Raw genomic sequence first — 15,494 nt, 5'->3', positions numbered from 1 at the left:
CTGATCTTAATCACAAGTCCCGTTGATGTCGCAGGAAGGTCCTTCAGTGGTTTCCAGGGTTGTCAATGGCTGTGTTTTGCGCCATTCACCATACGCTTGTGTCAGCGCTTGTGTAAACGCCTCTGATGGCTGAGCGCCTGATACGCCGTATTTACGGTCCAGTACAAAGAAAGGAACGCCCCGGGCACCCAGTTGTGCTGCTTCGTGTACATCCATATTTACCTCACCGGCAAATTCGCCGGACGCCAGCATATCAGCCACCAACTTACGGTCCAGGCCTATGGCTTCTCCAATATTCATCAGGACGTCATGGTCCGCGATATCTTTACCTTCCGTGAAATAAGCGATAAAGAGTTTTTCTTCCGCTTCGTCACCAAGCTTTTGGGCTTTCGCCATTTGTATCAGCCGGTGAGCGTCAAAGGAGTTGGCCACCACTGCTTTGTCGAAATTATAAGTCAGTCCTACTTCACTGGCCGACCGGGTCACCTGCTCGTGCATATTCACAGACTGCTCCCGGGAGATGCCTTTGCTCTGCGCGAGATAATCGTACACATTCGTTCCCGGCATGGACTTCAGGTCGGGGTTGAGCTGAAAGCTCTTCCACTCCACTTCTATCTTGTCTTTATCAGGAAATTTGTCCAGGGCAGCCTCAAATTTTCGTTTGCCGATATAACAGAACGGACACATAATGTCTGACCATATTTCTACTTTCATAGTGTTCATCTTTAATTTAAAAACCTGCCACAAAGTTAATATATTTGCTATCCAAAAGTTAGCAGTTACCTTTAGGATAGCGCTATACAAAATGATAGTGCCTATTTGACAATTTTAATCATGTAGATATCTATCTATTAACCTACTATATATCTATATAATAGATAAGTGATAGAAATTCTTTAAATACCAAACTGTATGAGAGCAGATCTGACTGCGGAGCAGGCCCCCGCAATAACCGTGAAGGAGAAATGTATGGAAACAGGCGATCATAAAGACTGTCTGGGTGTGATCATGCCGGTAAGGGATGCGCTGGACGTCATCAACGGTAAATGGAAACTACCCATCATTATTGCTATCTCCCGCGGCCATAAACGTTTCCGCGATATCGAAAGGAATATACCCAAGATCACCTCCAAAGTGTTATCCAAAGAGCTGAAAGACCTGGAAGCGCATAAACTGCTAAAACGCAGCGTGTTTGACAGTCAGCCTGTAAGCGTGGAATACACCCTGACACCGTATGCTGCTACGCTCAATCCGGTGATTGACGCCTTATACGCCTGGGGTACAGAGCATCGTAAAACGATATTCGGATCGTCGGATGCGGCGCGTGAGCATGGAGCGGATTAATGGCGTTATATGCGGGCTGTTTGCGTTTGTGCGCGTTTGTTGTCCCAGGGCTGAAGCCCTGGGATACGATGTTGTTCAAATTCTTTTGAGGGCATGCAGCCTTCGTAATTTAAGGACCTTCTCCTTCGATTAGGTTATTGATGAATTTCTGTACTGATATTACAGCCCTGGAAACAGCAAATTGTTGCTCAGTTTTTTTATCTGTAGCGCCCTGAAGAGGTGGTTTTCTTTCAAGCCATTACCACATAACTATATAGCAATGGCCATAAAACAGCCTGAACAACAAACGTATCCCAGGGCTGAAGCCCTGGGATTTGGGATTTTTTATTCCTCAATTTTCAATACGATCTTGCCTCTTCCCGGTCCGCCTAACTGGCTGTAATCCTGTGCTGCCGCGGCGCTGGATAGTGGCGCAAACACTTTCCGGACGTAGGGTCTGATCAGGTCTTTATCCAGCAGCTTTGCTACTTCCTGCATGGCATGCAATGTTTTGGTGCCCGCCCATACCGCGCGGATACCGGCTGCAGCGGCCTTTTCCGGTGACGGTTGATTTACGAGGCACAAGAGGACGCCACCGGGTTTCACCAGCTGATAGGAACGGTCGAGCGTATCGCCGCCTACCGTGTCCAGCACTGCATCTACCGGAGCTATCTGCGTTTCAAAAGGTGCAATTTTATAATCGATTACTTCGGAAGCGCCGAGCGATGCTACGAATGCTGCGTTTTCAGCAGCGCTGGTCGCAATGACATAAGCACCGGCATGGTATGCCAGTTGCACAGCGAGGTGTCCTACCCCGCCAGCGCCGGCATGAATAAGCACCCGTTGTCCTTTCTCCAGTTTGCCTACCTCAAAGAGCGCACCCCAGGCCGTTTTGGCGCCGCCGCAGGCTGCAGCTTCCTCAAACGATAAATGCGTAGGCTTGGGGAACAAATGCTCCGAAGGCACTACCGCGCAGGCGGCGTAAGAGCCGTCTACCGCGCCATATACCGCCTCTCCCACCTTCCTGTTAGTCACGCCTTCTCCGAGGGCTACCACCACACCGGAAGCTTCTACACCGGGAATATAGGGCAAAGGCCTTTGCATAAAGCCTTCTCTGATTTTCCAGTCGATGGGGTTCACCCCGCTGGCCACAATATTGATTAACACCTCCCCTGGTCCGGGCGCCGGCACGGGCACCTCTTCCAGGCGTAACTGATCAGATCCGCCGTAGGCGTGCACGCGTATTGCCTGTACATGTATATCCTTCATACCATTATTTTTTTTGCTGGCTTAAATGTAACGAAAAGCTGTCAGGAATCATGCGGAATGGGCCTTTACGGCTACAGGCCAAAAATATTGTTTACCTTCGCCGTTCATATTTTGTAGAAACATGACATTTGGGGATTTAAATCTGAGTACACCTTTACGCAACGCACTCGACGAACTGGGCTTTGTAAAGCCTACCACTATACAGCAACGTGCCTTTTCTGTGATCATGTCCGGACAGGATGTCTGTGGTATTGCCCAGACCGGTACGGGTAAAACCTTTGCTTATCTGCTGCCCACCCTGCGGCAGTTTAAGTTCACCAAGGAGAAATACCCGCAGGTGCTCATTATGGTACCTACCCGCGAGCTGGTGGTACAGGTGGTGGAGTCAGTAAAAAAGCTGACCTCTTATATGAGCGTGGAAGTAATGGGCGTTTATGGCGGGGTGAATATGAATCCGCAGATGGCGGCGGTACAGGATAAAGTGGACATACTGGTGGCCACACCCGGACGCCTATACGATATTATCCTGAGCGGCGCGCTCAAAGTAAAGTCCATCAAAAAGCTGATCATCGATGAGGTGGATGAAATGCTGAACCTGGGTTTCCGCATGCAGTTGACCAACATCATGGACCTGCTGCCGCCACGCCGGCAAAACCTGATGTTCTCCGCCACCATCACCGAAGAGGTGGAAGCGATGATACAAACGCATTTCAACAATCCCATCATGATAGAGGCGGCGCCTACAGGCACCCCGCTGGAAAATATCGATCAGGTACTTTATCGGGTGCCTAATTTCAATACCAAGGTAAATCTGCTGGAGCTGCTGATCACGCGGGATGAGAGCATGGTCAAAACCCTCATTTTTGCCGGCACCAAAAAACTGGCCGACGACCTGTATGAGCAGCTACAGGCCAAGTTCCCCGATAAGGTGGGTATTATCCACTCCAATAAAGAGCAAAATCATCGTTTTAATACGGTTAACCAGTTCCAGGCAGGGAATTACCGTTTCCTGATAGCTACTGATATCATTGCCCGCGGGTTGGACATTGCGGAGGTAAGCCATGTGATCAACTTTGATACGCCGGAAGTACCGGAAAACTATATCCATCGTATCGGCAGGACCGGTCGTGCAGATAAAAAGGGTATTGCCATTCTGCTGACCAAGGACCAGGAGACCGAGGAACTGGCAGCTATTGAAGCGTTGATGAACTACAGTATCCCCGAAAATCCATTACCGGAAGATCTGGAGATTTCTGATGTACTGACAGAAGATGAGAAGCCTAAAGTATTTATGCGTAATACGCTGGTGAAGGCGCCCAAACGCGAGGACGCAGGTCCCGCCTTCCACCAGAAGCTGGCCAAGAATATGAAAACGAACCGTAAGGTCAGCCACAAGGATAAGATGATGGCCAAATATGGTAAGCCGAAAAAACGCAAGCCAAAAAAATAATTATTCTTCCGATAGCATCACGATCCCTGTCTTTTTTAAGACAGGGATTTCTTTTTGTTCATTTGTGTATTTTTTTCTACCCTCCCCCGGGTCAATTCCGTCTTACTCAACTTCATATCTATTTATATATCAACAAATTGCAGGTTTTGTTAACGGCTTGTTAGCCGCTGAGTGAATTTACTAACGATTAACAATTGATTAACAAATTCATTATCTTCCGAAAAATCCGGCGAGCCGTTACAGATCGAATATACCTGAAAATCAGTTTGGCAGGAACAGATATCCAAACAATCATTACACTGTATGACGAAAACCAGCGAGGAACAGCTGTTTCCGGGGTATGTACCCTCCCCCGGCAGCCTAACTGCTTACAGCGCATGAATGCCCATCATGACGATATTGAATTACTGGCGGCCTTAAAGACCGGTAGCGTGGGAGCGTTTGACCATTTCTACCGTCTTTATCGTGAATGGCTGTTGGTTACTGCTATGACCATCCTTCAGGACCAGGAAGAGGCCCAGGAGCTGGTACAGGAATTCTTTATTGATTTCTGGCAGCAGGCGTTATATAAGCGGATAGACCTCAGCACCATCACCACGCTCAAGAATTTTCTTTTTGTGAGTATTAAGAACCGCTGTCTGAACAGGATTTCAAAAGACGAAACACGCAGGAAGCGGTTGGCATGGCTACAGCATCCTCCGTACGTAACGCCCGACAGCCGACTTGAAAAGAATGAGCTGCACGAGCAACTGGAAGGCGCCATCAACACGTTACCGCTTAAACAATCCCAGGTGTTCCGGCTGGCATATCAGGAGCACAAAACCCGGAAGGAAATCGCTGCTGTGATGGACATCAGCGAAGAAACCGTTAAAAAGCATGTTGCCTCTGCCCTGAAGACACTTCGTCAGTTACTCGAAAAAATTCGCTTCTGAAATACCCCGCCCCGATAATATTTCTGTTATAATGATTGATGAAAAATCTCACGACCATATTTCAGTTAATGACCGAGAAAAAAGCCGGTATCATCTCAGCTGCCGATGAGGCATTGCTGGATGCTTATCTGGAAGAAGTACCGGAGGCCCGTGAAATGTGGAAGGCGATTGAAAGCGGCAAACAGCTGCAGGACCACGCTCCCTGGCGGAATACATACAGTATCACGGATGCGTCGGCACGTCTGCCGATGTTTAAGTGGGGTATCGCCGTCGGCATATTTGTAGCCGTATTTGCCATCTACTGGTATGCTTATCAGAAGTACGGCGTCAATGTGGCGGCCAATACGGAGTCTATACCGGCACCACCTGTTGCCATGCTGGCCCTTGCCGACGGGACCGTCCACCCGTTGACCGCCACCCCTGCCACCCTTTCTGTTGGCCAGCAGTCGTTGGCCGTGCAGGCTGGCAGTCTCTCCCTGCAATCCGCCGTTGACCTGCCCTCCGGCATCAATACCCTGACAGTTCCAAACGCCAGCCATTATAAAATAACGCTGGCCGATGGCACGGAAATATGGCTCAATGCCGGCTCCGAACTGAAGTTCCCCTTCAGCTTCACCCAGCCGGTCCGGGAAACATTCCTCCGGGGCGAGGCTTACTTCCGGATTGCCACCAATGCCAATCAGCCGTTTGTGCTGCAACTCCCCAACAGCACCGTACAGGTGCTGGGCACCAGTTTCCATGTAAGTACGAAAGATCCCCAACATATTCGTGTATCCCTTACCGAAGGCTCCCTCCGTATGACCGCCGGCAGCCGGCAGATAGTGCTCCGACCGGGTCAACAGGCCATCTACAACGACAGCGCGCGCACATTTGACGTACAGCGCTTTACCGAACAGGAGGCAGATGCCTGGCGCAAAAGGCAGTTCTATTTTTCCAGCGTAACCCTTGCCGGACTGAAGACAATTGCTTCCCGTCATTATGGCCTTCATGGAGTGATAGACACCTCCCGGGCCATTCACAAGTTATTCATCGCAAGCCCCGGCGGAGAACCGCTTCCTGCCGGCATACTGCTGCCCGCTCCGGCATACCCGGCGGAAGATAGTATGAAACTGCTTCAATAGGTCCTGATCAAAACCATTTCCCAATGAAATCAACTACCAAAATCCTGTACATCGAAAGGGATGACACGACGTTTACGCCGCACCAGGATATTCCCACCGCATTCCAGGGGCAACTCATCCCGTATGCGCGGTTTTATTACCACGAGGACAAAGACGGCTCTATCCTTGATCAGAACATCAGGGCGGGTGAATTCTCCATCTGGGTACACAGCATCCATATGCGGCCGGGCGTGGAACTCCGCCACTATTCACAATACCAGGTGATCACCCTCCACGCTTATGATGATGTGGATTGCATGCGGGGCACCGTCAACAACCGGCAGCAGCTGGAGAAAGAAGTAAGCCTCTTCAACGTGATGGGCTCAGCAGAGCCCCCCCTGCCGGGATCTTCACAGCCACTGAGCTTTCATATCAACATTGAACCTTATGCCCTGAAAGAGCTGGCGCGGGAGTTTCCCCTGCTGAGCGCACTGGCGGCCATTCCTATTTCCAATGTGACAGAGCCGCTCCATAAAGCGCCTTTTATGCTAAACCCGGTCAGTCGCCTGATACGCGACCGTATATTGCGGGCCAAATACATCGGTAACAGCGCCTACAGCTTTTTCCGCCGCAATGCGGCCGACTTCTACGGCAACTACACCCGCCGGCTGATAGCTCCGGCCCCTATTATGATGAATGAAGCCAAGCGGCAGCAGTTGTACGAGATTTTCCGCTACATCCTGAACCATCTGAATGAGCCGCTGACCTACAAAATGCTGCAACAGAAATTTGGCGTGGAAGAAGCGTTGTTACGCCGCCCGTTTGAACAGGAGTTCCACCTGACCATACCGGAGCTGGTACTACAGGAGAAAATGGCGGTCGCTTTTGAAATGCTGAGCACCCGCAATACGCCGGTGACCACAATTATGGACCATCTGGGATTCACCAGTCTCAATACTTTCCTGACAACTTTCGATAAATACTTTAAATATGGCGCGCTACAGGTGATGGACGCCCAATAAGGACTACTGTTTTTCTTTTTCTATGTCTTTCAGCAACTCCTTTACAAAGAGGTCGGCCGCTTTTTTCCGGTAAGTACCTTTCTGCCATAGAACATATGCCTTACGCAGCAAGGCTTTGCCGGCTATGGGCACCGCCACCAGGTTTTTCCAGCCATTGAGTGCCCGTTCATTCAGCAATGTTACCCAATGCCCGCTTTCCAACATCGACAGCAGCGCATGTACGTCATTGAGTTCAATTTTCACGGCAGGATACACCTTATGCTTCTCCAGCACCTCACTGAGGAAATCGCGGGAGCTAAAGCCTTTGGAGGCTAAGATCATCTCCATGCCGTCAAGGCTTTTCAGGTTGATCTCTTTCAGTTGCGCCATCGGGTGTTTTTTGGAAACCGCCATGACCACTTTGGAGGTAAACAGTGCCTGGCTTTCAAACTCCTGCCCCGGCGTAAGCTGGTGAAATGCCAAAATAAAATCCAGTTCAGACGACCGCAGCTTCCTCTCCAGTTCTTCGGTATTACCATAGTGCACAAAGATGCGCAGGCCCGGGTATTTATCCGGAAACGAGGTTAATGCCGGCAGCAGTAACGAGGTGAAAGCATACGTGGCGCCGATGCGCAGTTCACCGGTGAGCAGGTTTTGCAGGCCTTCTATCGCCTGTTTGCCTTTCTCCACGTCGAGCAGGATTTGGCGGGCATGCAGCAGGAACACGCTACCGGCTTCGGTGAGCTGCACATGCTTGCCTACGCGATCAAACAGCGGCATGCCCAATTCCGTCTCCAATGCCTTGATCTGCTGCGACAAGGTGGACTGGGTGATGTACATGGACGCTGCCGCCTCCGTAAAATGCGCTGTTTCCGCGGCTTTCACAAAATATGCCAGTTGACGAAGCTCCATAGATCAATCGGTTTTACTAATGGATATCATTAAAACAATCTATTTTACAAATATATCGATCTGACCGAAATTTGCACCATCGGATTATTAAAAGGAATGCCTGCATTCCCGCTTTCATAAATAAATTTTTGATGGATGTATTTCGCTCTTTAAAATCCCGGAATTTCCGGCTCTTCTTTTACGGACAATCTATTTCCCTGATAGGTACCTGGATGCAGAAAACGGCTGTCTGCTGGCTGGTGTACCGGTTAACCAATTCCGCCGTGCTGCTGGGCGTGGTCAGTTTTGTAAGCCTCATTCCTTCTCTTGTCCTGTCGCCCTATGCAGGCAGTTACATCGACCGTCATAACCGTTACCGCCTGATGATCATTACGCAGGTGGTTTCCATGGTGCAGGCGGGCGCATTGGCGCTGATGATCCTCCTGCGATACTATAACATTCCCGGGATCATTTTCCTGTCGCTGGTACAGGGTATCATCAATGCCTTCGATGTCACCTGCCGGCAGTCGCTGATGATGGAGATGGTAGAACAGAAAGAAGATCTTCCCAACGCCATTGCTCTCAATTCCACGGTGGCCAACTTCGCCCGTATTGCCGGACCGGCGCTGGCGGGTATTGTGCTGAGTACTTTCGGGGAAGATATCTGTTTCGCCGGTAACTTCCTGAGTTATGTGCCGGTATTGATTTCTTTGTTTATGATGAAGATGGACCTGCCGGTGATTATAAAGTCGGAGCGCAGTATCTGGTCAGAACTGAGAGAAGGATGGGAATATATTTCGCACGACAAAGATCTTTCCTCTCTGTTACTGATGCTCACCGCGAGTAGTCTGCTGGTGATGCCTTTTAATACATTGATGCCCATTTTTGCCAAGGATATTTTTAATGGCAGCGCGAGGACTTTCAGTTGGTTTGAAAGCGCTGCCGGCGTGGGTTCCATAGCCTCGGCCATCTATATGGCGCAGTTAAAAGCCGGTAAGGATCTGGTCAAAATCCTGATCACTTCCAGCCTGATATTCGGGCTGAGCCTTGTGCTGCTCTCCTATGCCGGCTGGCTGCCACTGGCGCTGTTGTTCATGATGTTGTCAGGCGTAGGTATGATGGCACAAACATCTGCCATCAATACCTACATTCAGACACATGCTATCCCCGCTATGCGTGCCAGAGCGATCAGTTATTATATCATGGCTTATCAGGGGATGATCCCTATCGGTAGCCTGTTGACAGGTTTGCTGGCACAGTGGATAGGACCGCGGGCCACGGTGTGTATCGCGGGGCTGACTGGTATTGCCGCCACGATTGTGTTTGTGCAGCATCGCAGAAAAAGCCATCCTACAGCGCCCATCTTTCCGTCTTCCGGTAAGATGATGACCGACGATCGTAACAGCGCCCGCGCCTGATCGCTTAGAGTTTCAGTGCCGTGACGCCTTCTTTGGTCATCACCACCGGGCGGATGGTACCGTCTTCATTGAATTCCATCTTATCGATGCAGGTTTCCCTTTCGTTGGCTCCTTTTTTATCCAGCGGGCGACGATGATACACAATAAACCACTGATCGTGTTTGGCATTATGTATCACAGAATGATGGCCTGCGCCCCTGGCGATGGTCTGGTCCTGTTCGAGGATTTTACCGATACGTTTGAAAGGCCCTACAGGGCTGTCGGCAATCGCGTAGGCCACGCAGTAGTCCGGCCCGGTCCAGCCGCCCTCCGACCACATAAAGTAATATTTTCCGTTTTTCACAAACATCGTAGGCCCTTCCACGTATTTTTCGGGTGTTATCTCCCGGAAAACCGTACCATCCGCAAATGGCAGGAAGCCGGTGAAATCGTCTTTCAGCCGGGCGATGTTACAGTGCCCCCAGCCGCCATAGATCAGGTAGTAGACGCCGTCTTTGTCGCGGAACACGTACTGGTCGATGGGTTGAGCGCCATGAAAGATACTATCCACCAGCGGTTTGCCGAGATAATCACGGTAAGGGCCTTCCGGCTTGTCGGCTACGGCCACGCCTATACCGCCCGGTTCGCCATTGTGCTGAATATCATTGGCGCCGAAGAAGAAAAAGTATTGTTTCCCTTTTTGGATCACCGCAGGAGCCCACATGGCGCGCTTAGCCCATTTGACGGCAGCAGAATCGAGGACATGCGGATGTTTTTTCCAGTGAACCAGGTCGTCAGAAGAAAACGCATCGAAGAACACCTGTTGTTCGTATGGCGCTGAAAAAGTGGAAAATACCCAATATTTTTTATCCAGCACCATTCCTTCCGGATCGGCGTACCAGCCGGGAAATACCGGATTACCGGCGTGGCCGGGCAGTCTGGTTTCCTGAGCGTGCAATGTCAAAGCCAGCGTGGTAGCTGCCAGCAGTGCAGAACATTTTTTTATCATACCGCAAGATTTCATCATCGCTAAAAATAATAAAGCAACTTTACTTATCCGGCAAAACTTTAACACATCCTCAACACCCACCCATATACACCCCGAGCATATTTTCAATATTTTTACGCATTAGAGTGGCCTTTAACATGAAAGCAGGAAAAAAAATCATCCGTGTGGCGCTGATATCGCTGGCTGCCTTATTGCTGTTGATCGGCATTGCAGGAGGTATTTTATACAGTCAGCAGCAGCGCCTGACCCAACTGGCAGTTGATGAGCTGAATAAACAATTTGCCGGTGAACTGGTGCTGGAGAAAAGCAGCATCTCCCCTTTCAGCAATTTCCCCTATGTATCTATTGCTTTGCACCAGGTTCGTTTTTATGCCAACAAACGCATGGACGGGAAACCTTTGTATGAAGTAGAGAAACTATATGCGGGGTTCAGTCTCCCTGATCTCCTTCGTGGACGCTATCAGGTACGCATAGTGGTAGTGGCTAACGGCAACGTACATATTGCCCGCGCCGCCAATGGTGAAGTGGACCTGATCAAGGCACACGCTTTTAAATCCGATAGTGTGGCTACTGCGGTGGCCGACAGCGCCGAAGCGTTGAGCCTCGATCTGAAAAAGGTGATCCTGAAAAATATCGACGTGACTTACCTGGACGCTGTTTCCGGCTGGAAAATGGTGTCTCATATAGATAAAATTAAAACCTCCTTTAAAATGGAGGGCGATCAAATGGCGTTGGAGCTGGACAGTAAAATGCTGTTCGATTTTATCAGTCGGACAGACAGTACGCTGTTCCGCAACCGGAAGGTATCCCTGAACCTCAAAGGCCATTACGATCTCGATAAAAAGCAACTGGCCCTCTCCCCCAGCAATATTAAGCTGGAGAACGCCAGTCTCTCGCTGGCCGGCAACGCCGTGCTGGGCAAGGAAACATGGCTGGACCTGCAGGTGAAGGGCGACCGGCCTGACCTCAACCTTCTTTTTGCGCTGGTACCGAATGACATTGCCACGATGATGGAAAAGTACCGCCGCGATGGCCGCATCTTCTTCGATGGTACCGTCAAAGGAAAATTGTCTAAAAATGAACTACCTGCCATCAGGGTCAATTTTGGCTGCGAAAACGTATGGTTCCAGAATAAAAACATCGACCGGAAGGTAGATTCACTTGGATTTAAAGGGTACTATACCAACGGCGACGCCCATACGCTCAAAACATCCGAACTGCATCTGCTGGGCATCAACGCCAAACCGGGACAGGGTGTTTTCAGGGGCAACTTCGTGATGAAAGACTTCACCGATCCGCAGATCGTGATGCAGGTATATTCTGAGCTGGACCTGAAGTTCGTAGGCGAGTTCCTGGGTATCAAAGACCTGGAGCAGCTGCAGGGACAGATCGCGCTGAACATGAACTTTAAAGAACTGGTGGACATCCATCTCCCCGAACAACAGCTGGCTAAACTGAAAGAAGGTGTACAAAGTGAATTGACCGTCAGCAATCTGGAATTCCGTATCCCCCATTATCCCCTGCCGGTGCGTAAGATGAACCTGCATGCACAGCTCCGTAACGGCAGCCTGCTGCTCGATTCCGTCGCTTTTCGTATAGGCAATTCCGATATTAAGGCCGGTGGTTCCATCAGCGACCTGCCAGCTATATTCCATGCGCAACAAAAGCCTATCGCCATTACCTTCCGGGCATCAGGCAACGCCATACATCCCGGGGAACTGATGCTGGCAGACACCACCCATAAAGTGTTGCGTGAAGAAGTGATTTCCGGCTTCCATATTGGTGTAGCGCTGGAGACTTCCGTAAAGGAACTGCTGCATCCTAACCCTTTACCCAGAGGCACTTTCCGGCTGACCAACCTCGGCGCCTCCTTCAAACAATATCCGCATGCGCTGCATGATTTCGGCGCAGACGTTACCATCAACGATACCAGCCTGCTGATACGCAATTTCTCCGGTCATATCGACAGCAGTGGCTTTGCACTTAAAGCGAGGCTCAACAACTATCCGCTGTGGTTCGATAAGATCAAAAAAGGGCGTACTGAACTGGCGTTTGACCTGAAGTCGGACCGTATCGCCGTTAATGATCTGATAGGCCCGCGGGGGCGTAAATTCATCCCGCAGGGCTATTGGTATGAAGAAGCGGGCCAACTCTGGCTAAGAGCTAAACTCAATATGCGCTATGATACCGTCTTCAAACGGGTAGACGCTCATATTGCCAATGTCTCCGGTACGCTCAAACAACATCCGATCCGGCTGGAGAATATCAAAGGAAGGATCCGTTATGGCACCAACCGCTATCTGGTAGTGGATACCCTCACCGGCAAAATCGGCATGACCGATTTCGATATGAACCTGAAGCTGTATGCCGGTCCTGACCGCAAAGGCAAAGAGCGTAACAATTTCTTCAGCTTCAAGTCTCAATACCTGAACGTGGACGAGCTGATGAACTATGACTTTACCGACCATACCGCGCAGGCCAAGGCTCCGTCCAAACCCACTACAGTGAAGGAGAATGACAGTCTGCATGCCGCAGGTTTCAATATCTTCAAAATCCCGTTCAGCAATTTTGACGCGCAGGTCAGCATTGGTAAAATACGCTACCATCAGCTATGGATGAAGGAGGTGCTGGCCAATGTACATATGCAGAAAGACCAGCGGGTGAAGGTAGACACTATTTCCGTACGGATGGCCGGCGGCCATATTGGAATGCGTGGCATCCTCAATGCCTCCGACCCGGCCAAACTCTATTTCCGCAGCGGTATCCGGCTCGATAGTGTGGACATGACCAGGATGCTGCTGAAATTCGACAACTTTGGGCAGGACATGGTGCTCAACAACAACCTGAAAGGCAGACTTAGCGGGCATATCAAAAGCCATGTGCGGCTGCATCCGGACATGACGCCGGTATTACGTGAAACAGCCGCCCAGATGGACGTGGAGATCCACAACGGCGTGCTGATGGATTTTGGGCCGATGCAGGCCATGTCGTCCTATTTCAAGGACAAAAACCTGCGCATGGTACGTTTTGATACCCTGCGTAATAAACTGACTTTTAAAAACGGAACGCTGGAAATACCGAAAATGAATATCAATTCCTCTCTCGGATATATAGAAGTGTCGGGCACACAATCGCTGGACCTTCAAATGAATTACTATCTCCGGGTACCCATGCGAATGGTCACGCAGGTAGGTTTTCAGGCCTTATTTGGCCGTAAGCGGGAAGAAGTGGACGCTGACCAGGTAGATGCCATCGAAAGCGTTGACAAGGGCAAAAAGGGCCGTTTCATGCATATACGAATTTCCGGCACGCCGGATAAATATAGGGTGGGCCTGGGTAAAGCCAAAAATATTTGATCATTTCGTTATTTAGTCATTTAAATATTTAGGGGGCTGTTTATGATAAACAGCCCCCTAAATATTTAAATGACTAAATAATCAAATATCCTAATATCCCGGGTTGCGGGTCAGCTTAGGATTCAGCGCCAGTTCTATTTCCGGGATCGGGAATATGCGGCGGAACACATCGTTATCTTTCTGTTTGAAGCCCCATTGTCCTTCAAATTTACCGAAGCGGATCAGGTCATTTCTTCTCCATCCTTCCCAGGCAAATTCACGGGCGCGTTCCACGAGCAGGTCATCGAGGGTGATACCAGCGGCGGCGGTGGTGCCGGCGCGGGTGCGGATTTTACTGACCAGCACGTCGGGGGTTTGCAACTCTCCTTTTACGGTGGTAGGCGCAGCGCCACGCAGGATCGCTTCAGCCTTCATCATCAGCACATCAGAAAGACGGAACACCGGCATATCGTTGTTCTGGAAGCGGGTGGACGTATTAATGTTTTTGTCGGGATAGAACTTGATGGAGCGAACGCCTTTGAGTTGTCCGAGAAGGTCGTTGCCTACGTCCAGTTTACCTTCACCACCGGGTTTGAGTTTCATCTCCGGCGTGATGGTCACCCACCAGTCGATGGGCTGGTCCGGGCCCTGAGAGGAAGCGTCCAGTGTTTTGGTGCTGGTGCGCACGATATTTTTGGAACCGTCTTTATTGTATTGTCCGCCTGCCAGCCAGGTGTTGTTACGCACGTCGTTAGGCAGATTAAAGAAAGCGTAGAAGTCGGCGATGGTGCTGAGCGCCACGCTGGGACCGAAGGCGTCCGGCAGGTCGAATTTCGCTTTCAGATAGGGATGCAGCCCAAAGCGGGTGAAGTGGCAGCCAGGAATGAGGTTAGCATCGTAAGGGATCGCGAAGATGGTCTCTCTGATCTGCGGGCCATTGTCTGGTTTGAAGATGGAGGTATAATCACCATCCAGCGCGTAAGGCGCGTTGATCAGGATGCTATCGGCCATGGCTACCGCGTCGGCGTAGCGAGGCGTCCCGGTATAGTATTCGGCGTTGAGGTACATTTTCTGCAGCAGGGCGAACGCCATCCATTTGGTAGCGCGGCCATAGGTAGACCCGTCTACTTTGGTAGGCAGGTCTGGCAAGGCCGACTTCAGCGAGCTTTCGATGAAGTTGAACACCTCTTTACGCGGCTTTGTTTCCGGCAGTGAAGATACCGGGTACGTATCTACGATGGGAATATTACCGAAGGAGTCCATCATGAAAAAATAGAACAGGGAGCGCATGGCTTTCAGTTCGGCCGTAGCGGTATTCCTGGCGGTTCCTTCCGGCAGGCCTTTGGCGAGGTTCATGGCGTTGTTGGCGATATTGATGCCGCCGAAGCCCCATTGCCAGGAGCTGATCACAAAAGGCAGGTTGCCGGTCCAGGTATGCAGATGCAGGAAGCGGTATTTACCACCGTCATCGTAGTTACCGTCGCGGGCCGGGATGATGGCTTCATCGGTGCTCAGTTCCTGCAGCATCCAGTAATCTACTCCGTAGCTGAAACCGGTACCGTTCATGAAGTAGGTAGGGTCGCCGGATTTGGAGTTGGCCAGCTGGGCATATACCGCGCCGACAGCAGCGGCGTAGGAAGCGTTGTTGGTAGGAAAGTTACCGGGCGTGTAGCGGGATTCCACATCCACGTCCAGCTTACGGCATCCGGACAGGGCCACGGCCGCTGCCAGGGTTATATTCAGTAATTTATGCAGTTTCATATTCATCAGTAGCTTAACGTTCATGA

General features: G+C 50.5%; 12 protein-coding genes. 7 read left to right on the top strand and 5 right to left on the bottom strand.

Features of this window, described 5'->3' with window-relative positions; genetic code table 11:
* Positions 1-6: 6 nt before the first annotated feature.
* On the bottom strand, positions 7-714 hold the full coding sequence (locus ICL55_RS33490; protein WP_188106114.1) for a DsbA family oxidoreductase: 708 nt from the start codon (positions 712-714) through the stop codon (positions 7-9).
* Between the two features lie 198 nt (positions 715-912).
* Between ICL55_RS33490 and ICL55_RS33485 the strand changes: the two genes are divergently transcribed.
* A complete protein-coding gene (locus ICL55_RS33485; RefSeq protein WP_246496826.1) occupies positions 913-1,344 on the top strand; it encodes a winged helix-turn-helix transcriptional regulator in 432 nt (143 codons plus the stop codon).
* Between the two features lie 324 nt (positions 1,345-1,668).
* On the opposite strand, the gene ICL55_RS33480 is transcribed toward ICL55_RS33485, so the two are convergent.
* Entirely contained in the window at positions 1,669-2,592 is a 924-nt protein-coding gene (locus ICL55_RS33480; protein ID WP_188106112.1) for an NADP-dependent oxidoreductase, read from the bottom strand.
* A gap of 121 nt (positions 2,593-2,713) precedes the next feature.
* Here ICL55_RS33480 and ICL55_RS33475 point away from each other — a divergent pair, with 121 nt between their 5' ends.
* From ICL55_RS33475 to ICL55_RS33460, 4 genes are all read left to right on the top strand, one after another.
* Complete coding sequence (locus ICL55_RS33475; RefSeq protein WP_188106110.1) at positions 2,714-4,042, top strand: DEAD/DEAH box helicase; 1,329 nt, start codon at positions 2,714-2,716, stop codon at positions 4,040-4,042.
* A gap of 377 nt (positions 4,043-4,419) precedes the next feature.
* Positions 4,420-4,974, top strand: coding sequence for an RNA polymerase sigma factor (locus ICL55_RS33470; protein ID WP_188106107.1), 555 nt, complete (start codon positions 4,420-4,422; stop codon positions 4,972-4,974).
* A gap of 68 nt (positions 4,975-5,042) precedes the next feature.
* Entirely contained in the window at positions 5,043-6,095 is a 1,053-nt protein-coding gene (locus ICL55_RS33465) for a FecR family protein (protein WP_188106105.1), read from the top strand.
* Between the two features lie 23 nt (positions 6,096-6,118).
* Positions 6,119-7,096: a helix-turn-helix transcriptional regulator gene (locus tag ICL55_RS33460; RefSeq protein WP_188106103.1), complete on the top strand. Its 978-nt coding sequence runs from the start codon at positions 6,119-6,121 to the stop codon at positions 7,094-7,096.
* 3 nt (positions 7,097-7,099) lie between these two features.
* On the opposite strand, the gene ICL55_RS33455 is transcribed toward ICL55_RS33460, so the two are convergent.
* Complete coding sequence (locus ICL55_RS33455; protein ID WP_188106101.1) at positions 7,100-7,987, bottom strand: LysR substrate-binding domain-containing protein; 888 nt, start codon at positions 7,985-7,987, stop codon at positions 7,100-7,102.
* Positions 7,988-8,118: 131 nt separating this feature from the next.
* Here ICL55_RS33455 and ICL55_RS33450 point away from each other — a divergent pair, with 131 nt between their 5' ends.
* Positions 8,119-9,384 carry an MFS transporter gene (locus ICL55_RS33450; RefSeq protein ID WP_188106099.1) on the top strand — a complete coding sequence of 422 codons (1,266 nt, stop codon included), beginning with the start codon at positions 8,119-8,121 and terminating at the stop codon, positions 9,382-9,384.
* 4 nt (positions 9,385-9,388) lie between these two features.
* Here the strand turns inward: ICL55_RS33450 and ICL55_RS33445 are convergent, their stop codons facing one another.
* On the bottom strand, positions 9,389-10,372 hold the full coding sequence (locus tag ICL55_RS33445) for a glycoside hydrolase family 43 protein (protein ID WP_188106097.1): 984 nt from the start codon (positions 10,370-10,372) through the stop codon (positions 9,389-9,391).
* 137 nt (positions 10,373-10,509) lie between these two features.
* On the opposite strand from ICL55_RS33445, the gene ICL55_RS33440 reads away from it, so the two are divergent.
* Positions 10,510-13,728: an AsmA-like C-terminal region-containing protein gene (locus ICL55_RS33440; protein ID WP_188106095.1), complete on the top strand. Its 3,219-nt coding sequence runs from the start codon at positions 10,510-10,512 to the stop codon at positions 13,726-13,728.
* A gap of 90 nt (positions 13,729-13,818) precedes the next feature.
* Here ICL55_RS33440 and ICL55_RS33435 read toward each other — a convergent pair whose 3' ends face one another.
* The gene (locus ICL55_RS33435) at positions 13,819-15,492 is read right to left on the bottom strand and encodes a RagB/SusD family nutrient uptake outer membrane protein (RefSeq protein WP_246496824.1); all 1,674 of its coding nucleotides are present in this window, start codon (positions 15,490-15,492) and stop codon (positions 13,819-13,821) included.
* Positions 15,493-15,494: the final 2 nt, after the last annotated feature.

It is taken from the genome of Chitinophaga varians (assembly GCF_014529945.1).
Classification (GTDB): domain Bacteria; phylum Bacteroidota; class Bacteroidia; order Chitinophagales; family Chitinophagaceae; genus Chitinophaga; species Chitinophaga varians.
Note: the sequence above shows the minus strand (reverse complement) of the source record. Positions and strands in the feature narration are given on the sequence as shown.

Coding starts and splice junctions, on each gene's coding strand:
- ICL55_RS33490 (WP_188106114.1), bottom strand. CDS start 714: ATGAAAGTAGAAATATGGTCAGACATTATGTGTCCGTTCTGTTATATC.
- ICL55_RS33485 (WP_246496826.1), top strand. CDS start 913: ATGAGAGCAGATCTGACTGCGGAGCAGGCCCCCGCAATAACCGTGAAG.
- ICL55_RS33480 (WP_188106112.1), bottom strand. CDS start 2,592: ATGAAGGATATACATGTACAGGCAATACGCGTGCACGCCTACGGCGGA.
- ICL55_RS33475 (WP_188106110.1), top strand. CDS start 2,714: ATGACATTTGGGGATTTAAATCTGAGTACACCTTTACGCAACGCACTC.
- ICL55_RS33470 (WP_188106107.1), top strand. CDS start 4,420: ATGAATGCCCATCATGACGATATTGAATTACTGGCGGCCTTAAAGACC.
- ICL55_RS33465 (WP_188106105.1), top strand. CDS start 5,043: ATGACCGAGAAAAAAGCCGGTATCATCTCAGCTGCCGATGAGGCATTG.
- ICL55_RS33460 (WP_188106103.1), top strand. CDS start 6,119: ATGAAATCAACTACCAAAATCCTGTACATCGAAAGGGATGACACGACG.
- ICL55_RS33455 (WP_188106101.1), bottom strand. CDS start 7,987: ATGGAGCTTCGTCAACTGGCATATTTTGTGAAAGCCGCGGAAACAGCG.
- ICL55_RS33450 (WP_188106099.1), top strand. CDS start 8,119: ATGGATGTATTTCGCTCTTTAAAATCCCGGAATTTCCGGCTCTTCTTT.
- ICL55_RS33445 (WP_188106097.1), bottom strand. CDS start 10,372: ATGATAAAAAAATGTTCTGCACTGCTGGCAGCTACCACGCTGGCTTTG.
- ICL55_RS33440 (WP_188106095.1), top strand. CDS start 10,510: ATGAAAGCAGGAAAAAAAATCATCCGTGTGGCGCTGATATCGCTGGCT.
- ICL55_RS33435 (WP_246496824.1), bottom strand. CDS start 15,492: ATGAACGTTAAGCTACTGATGAATATGAAACTGCATAAATTACTGAAT.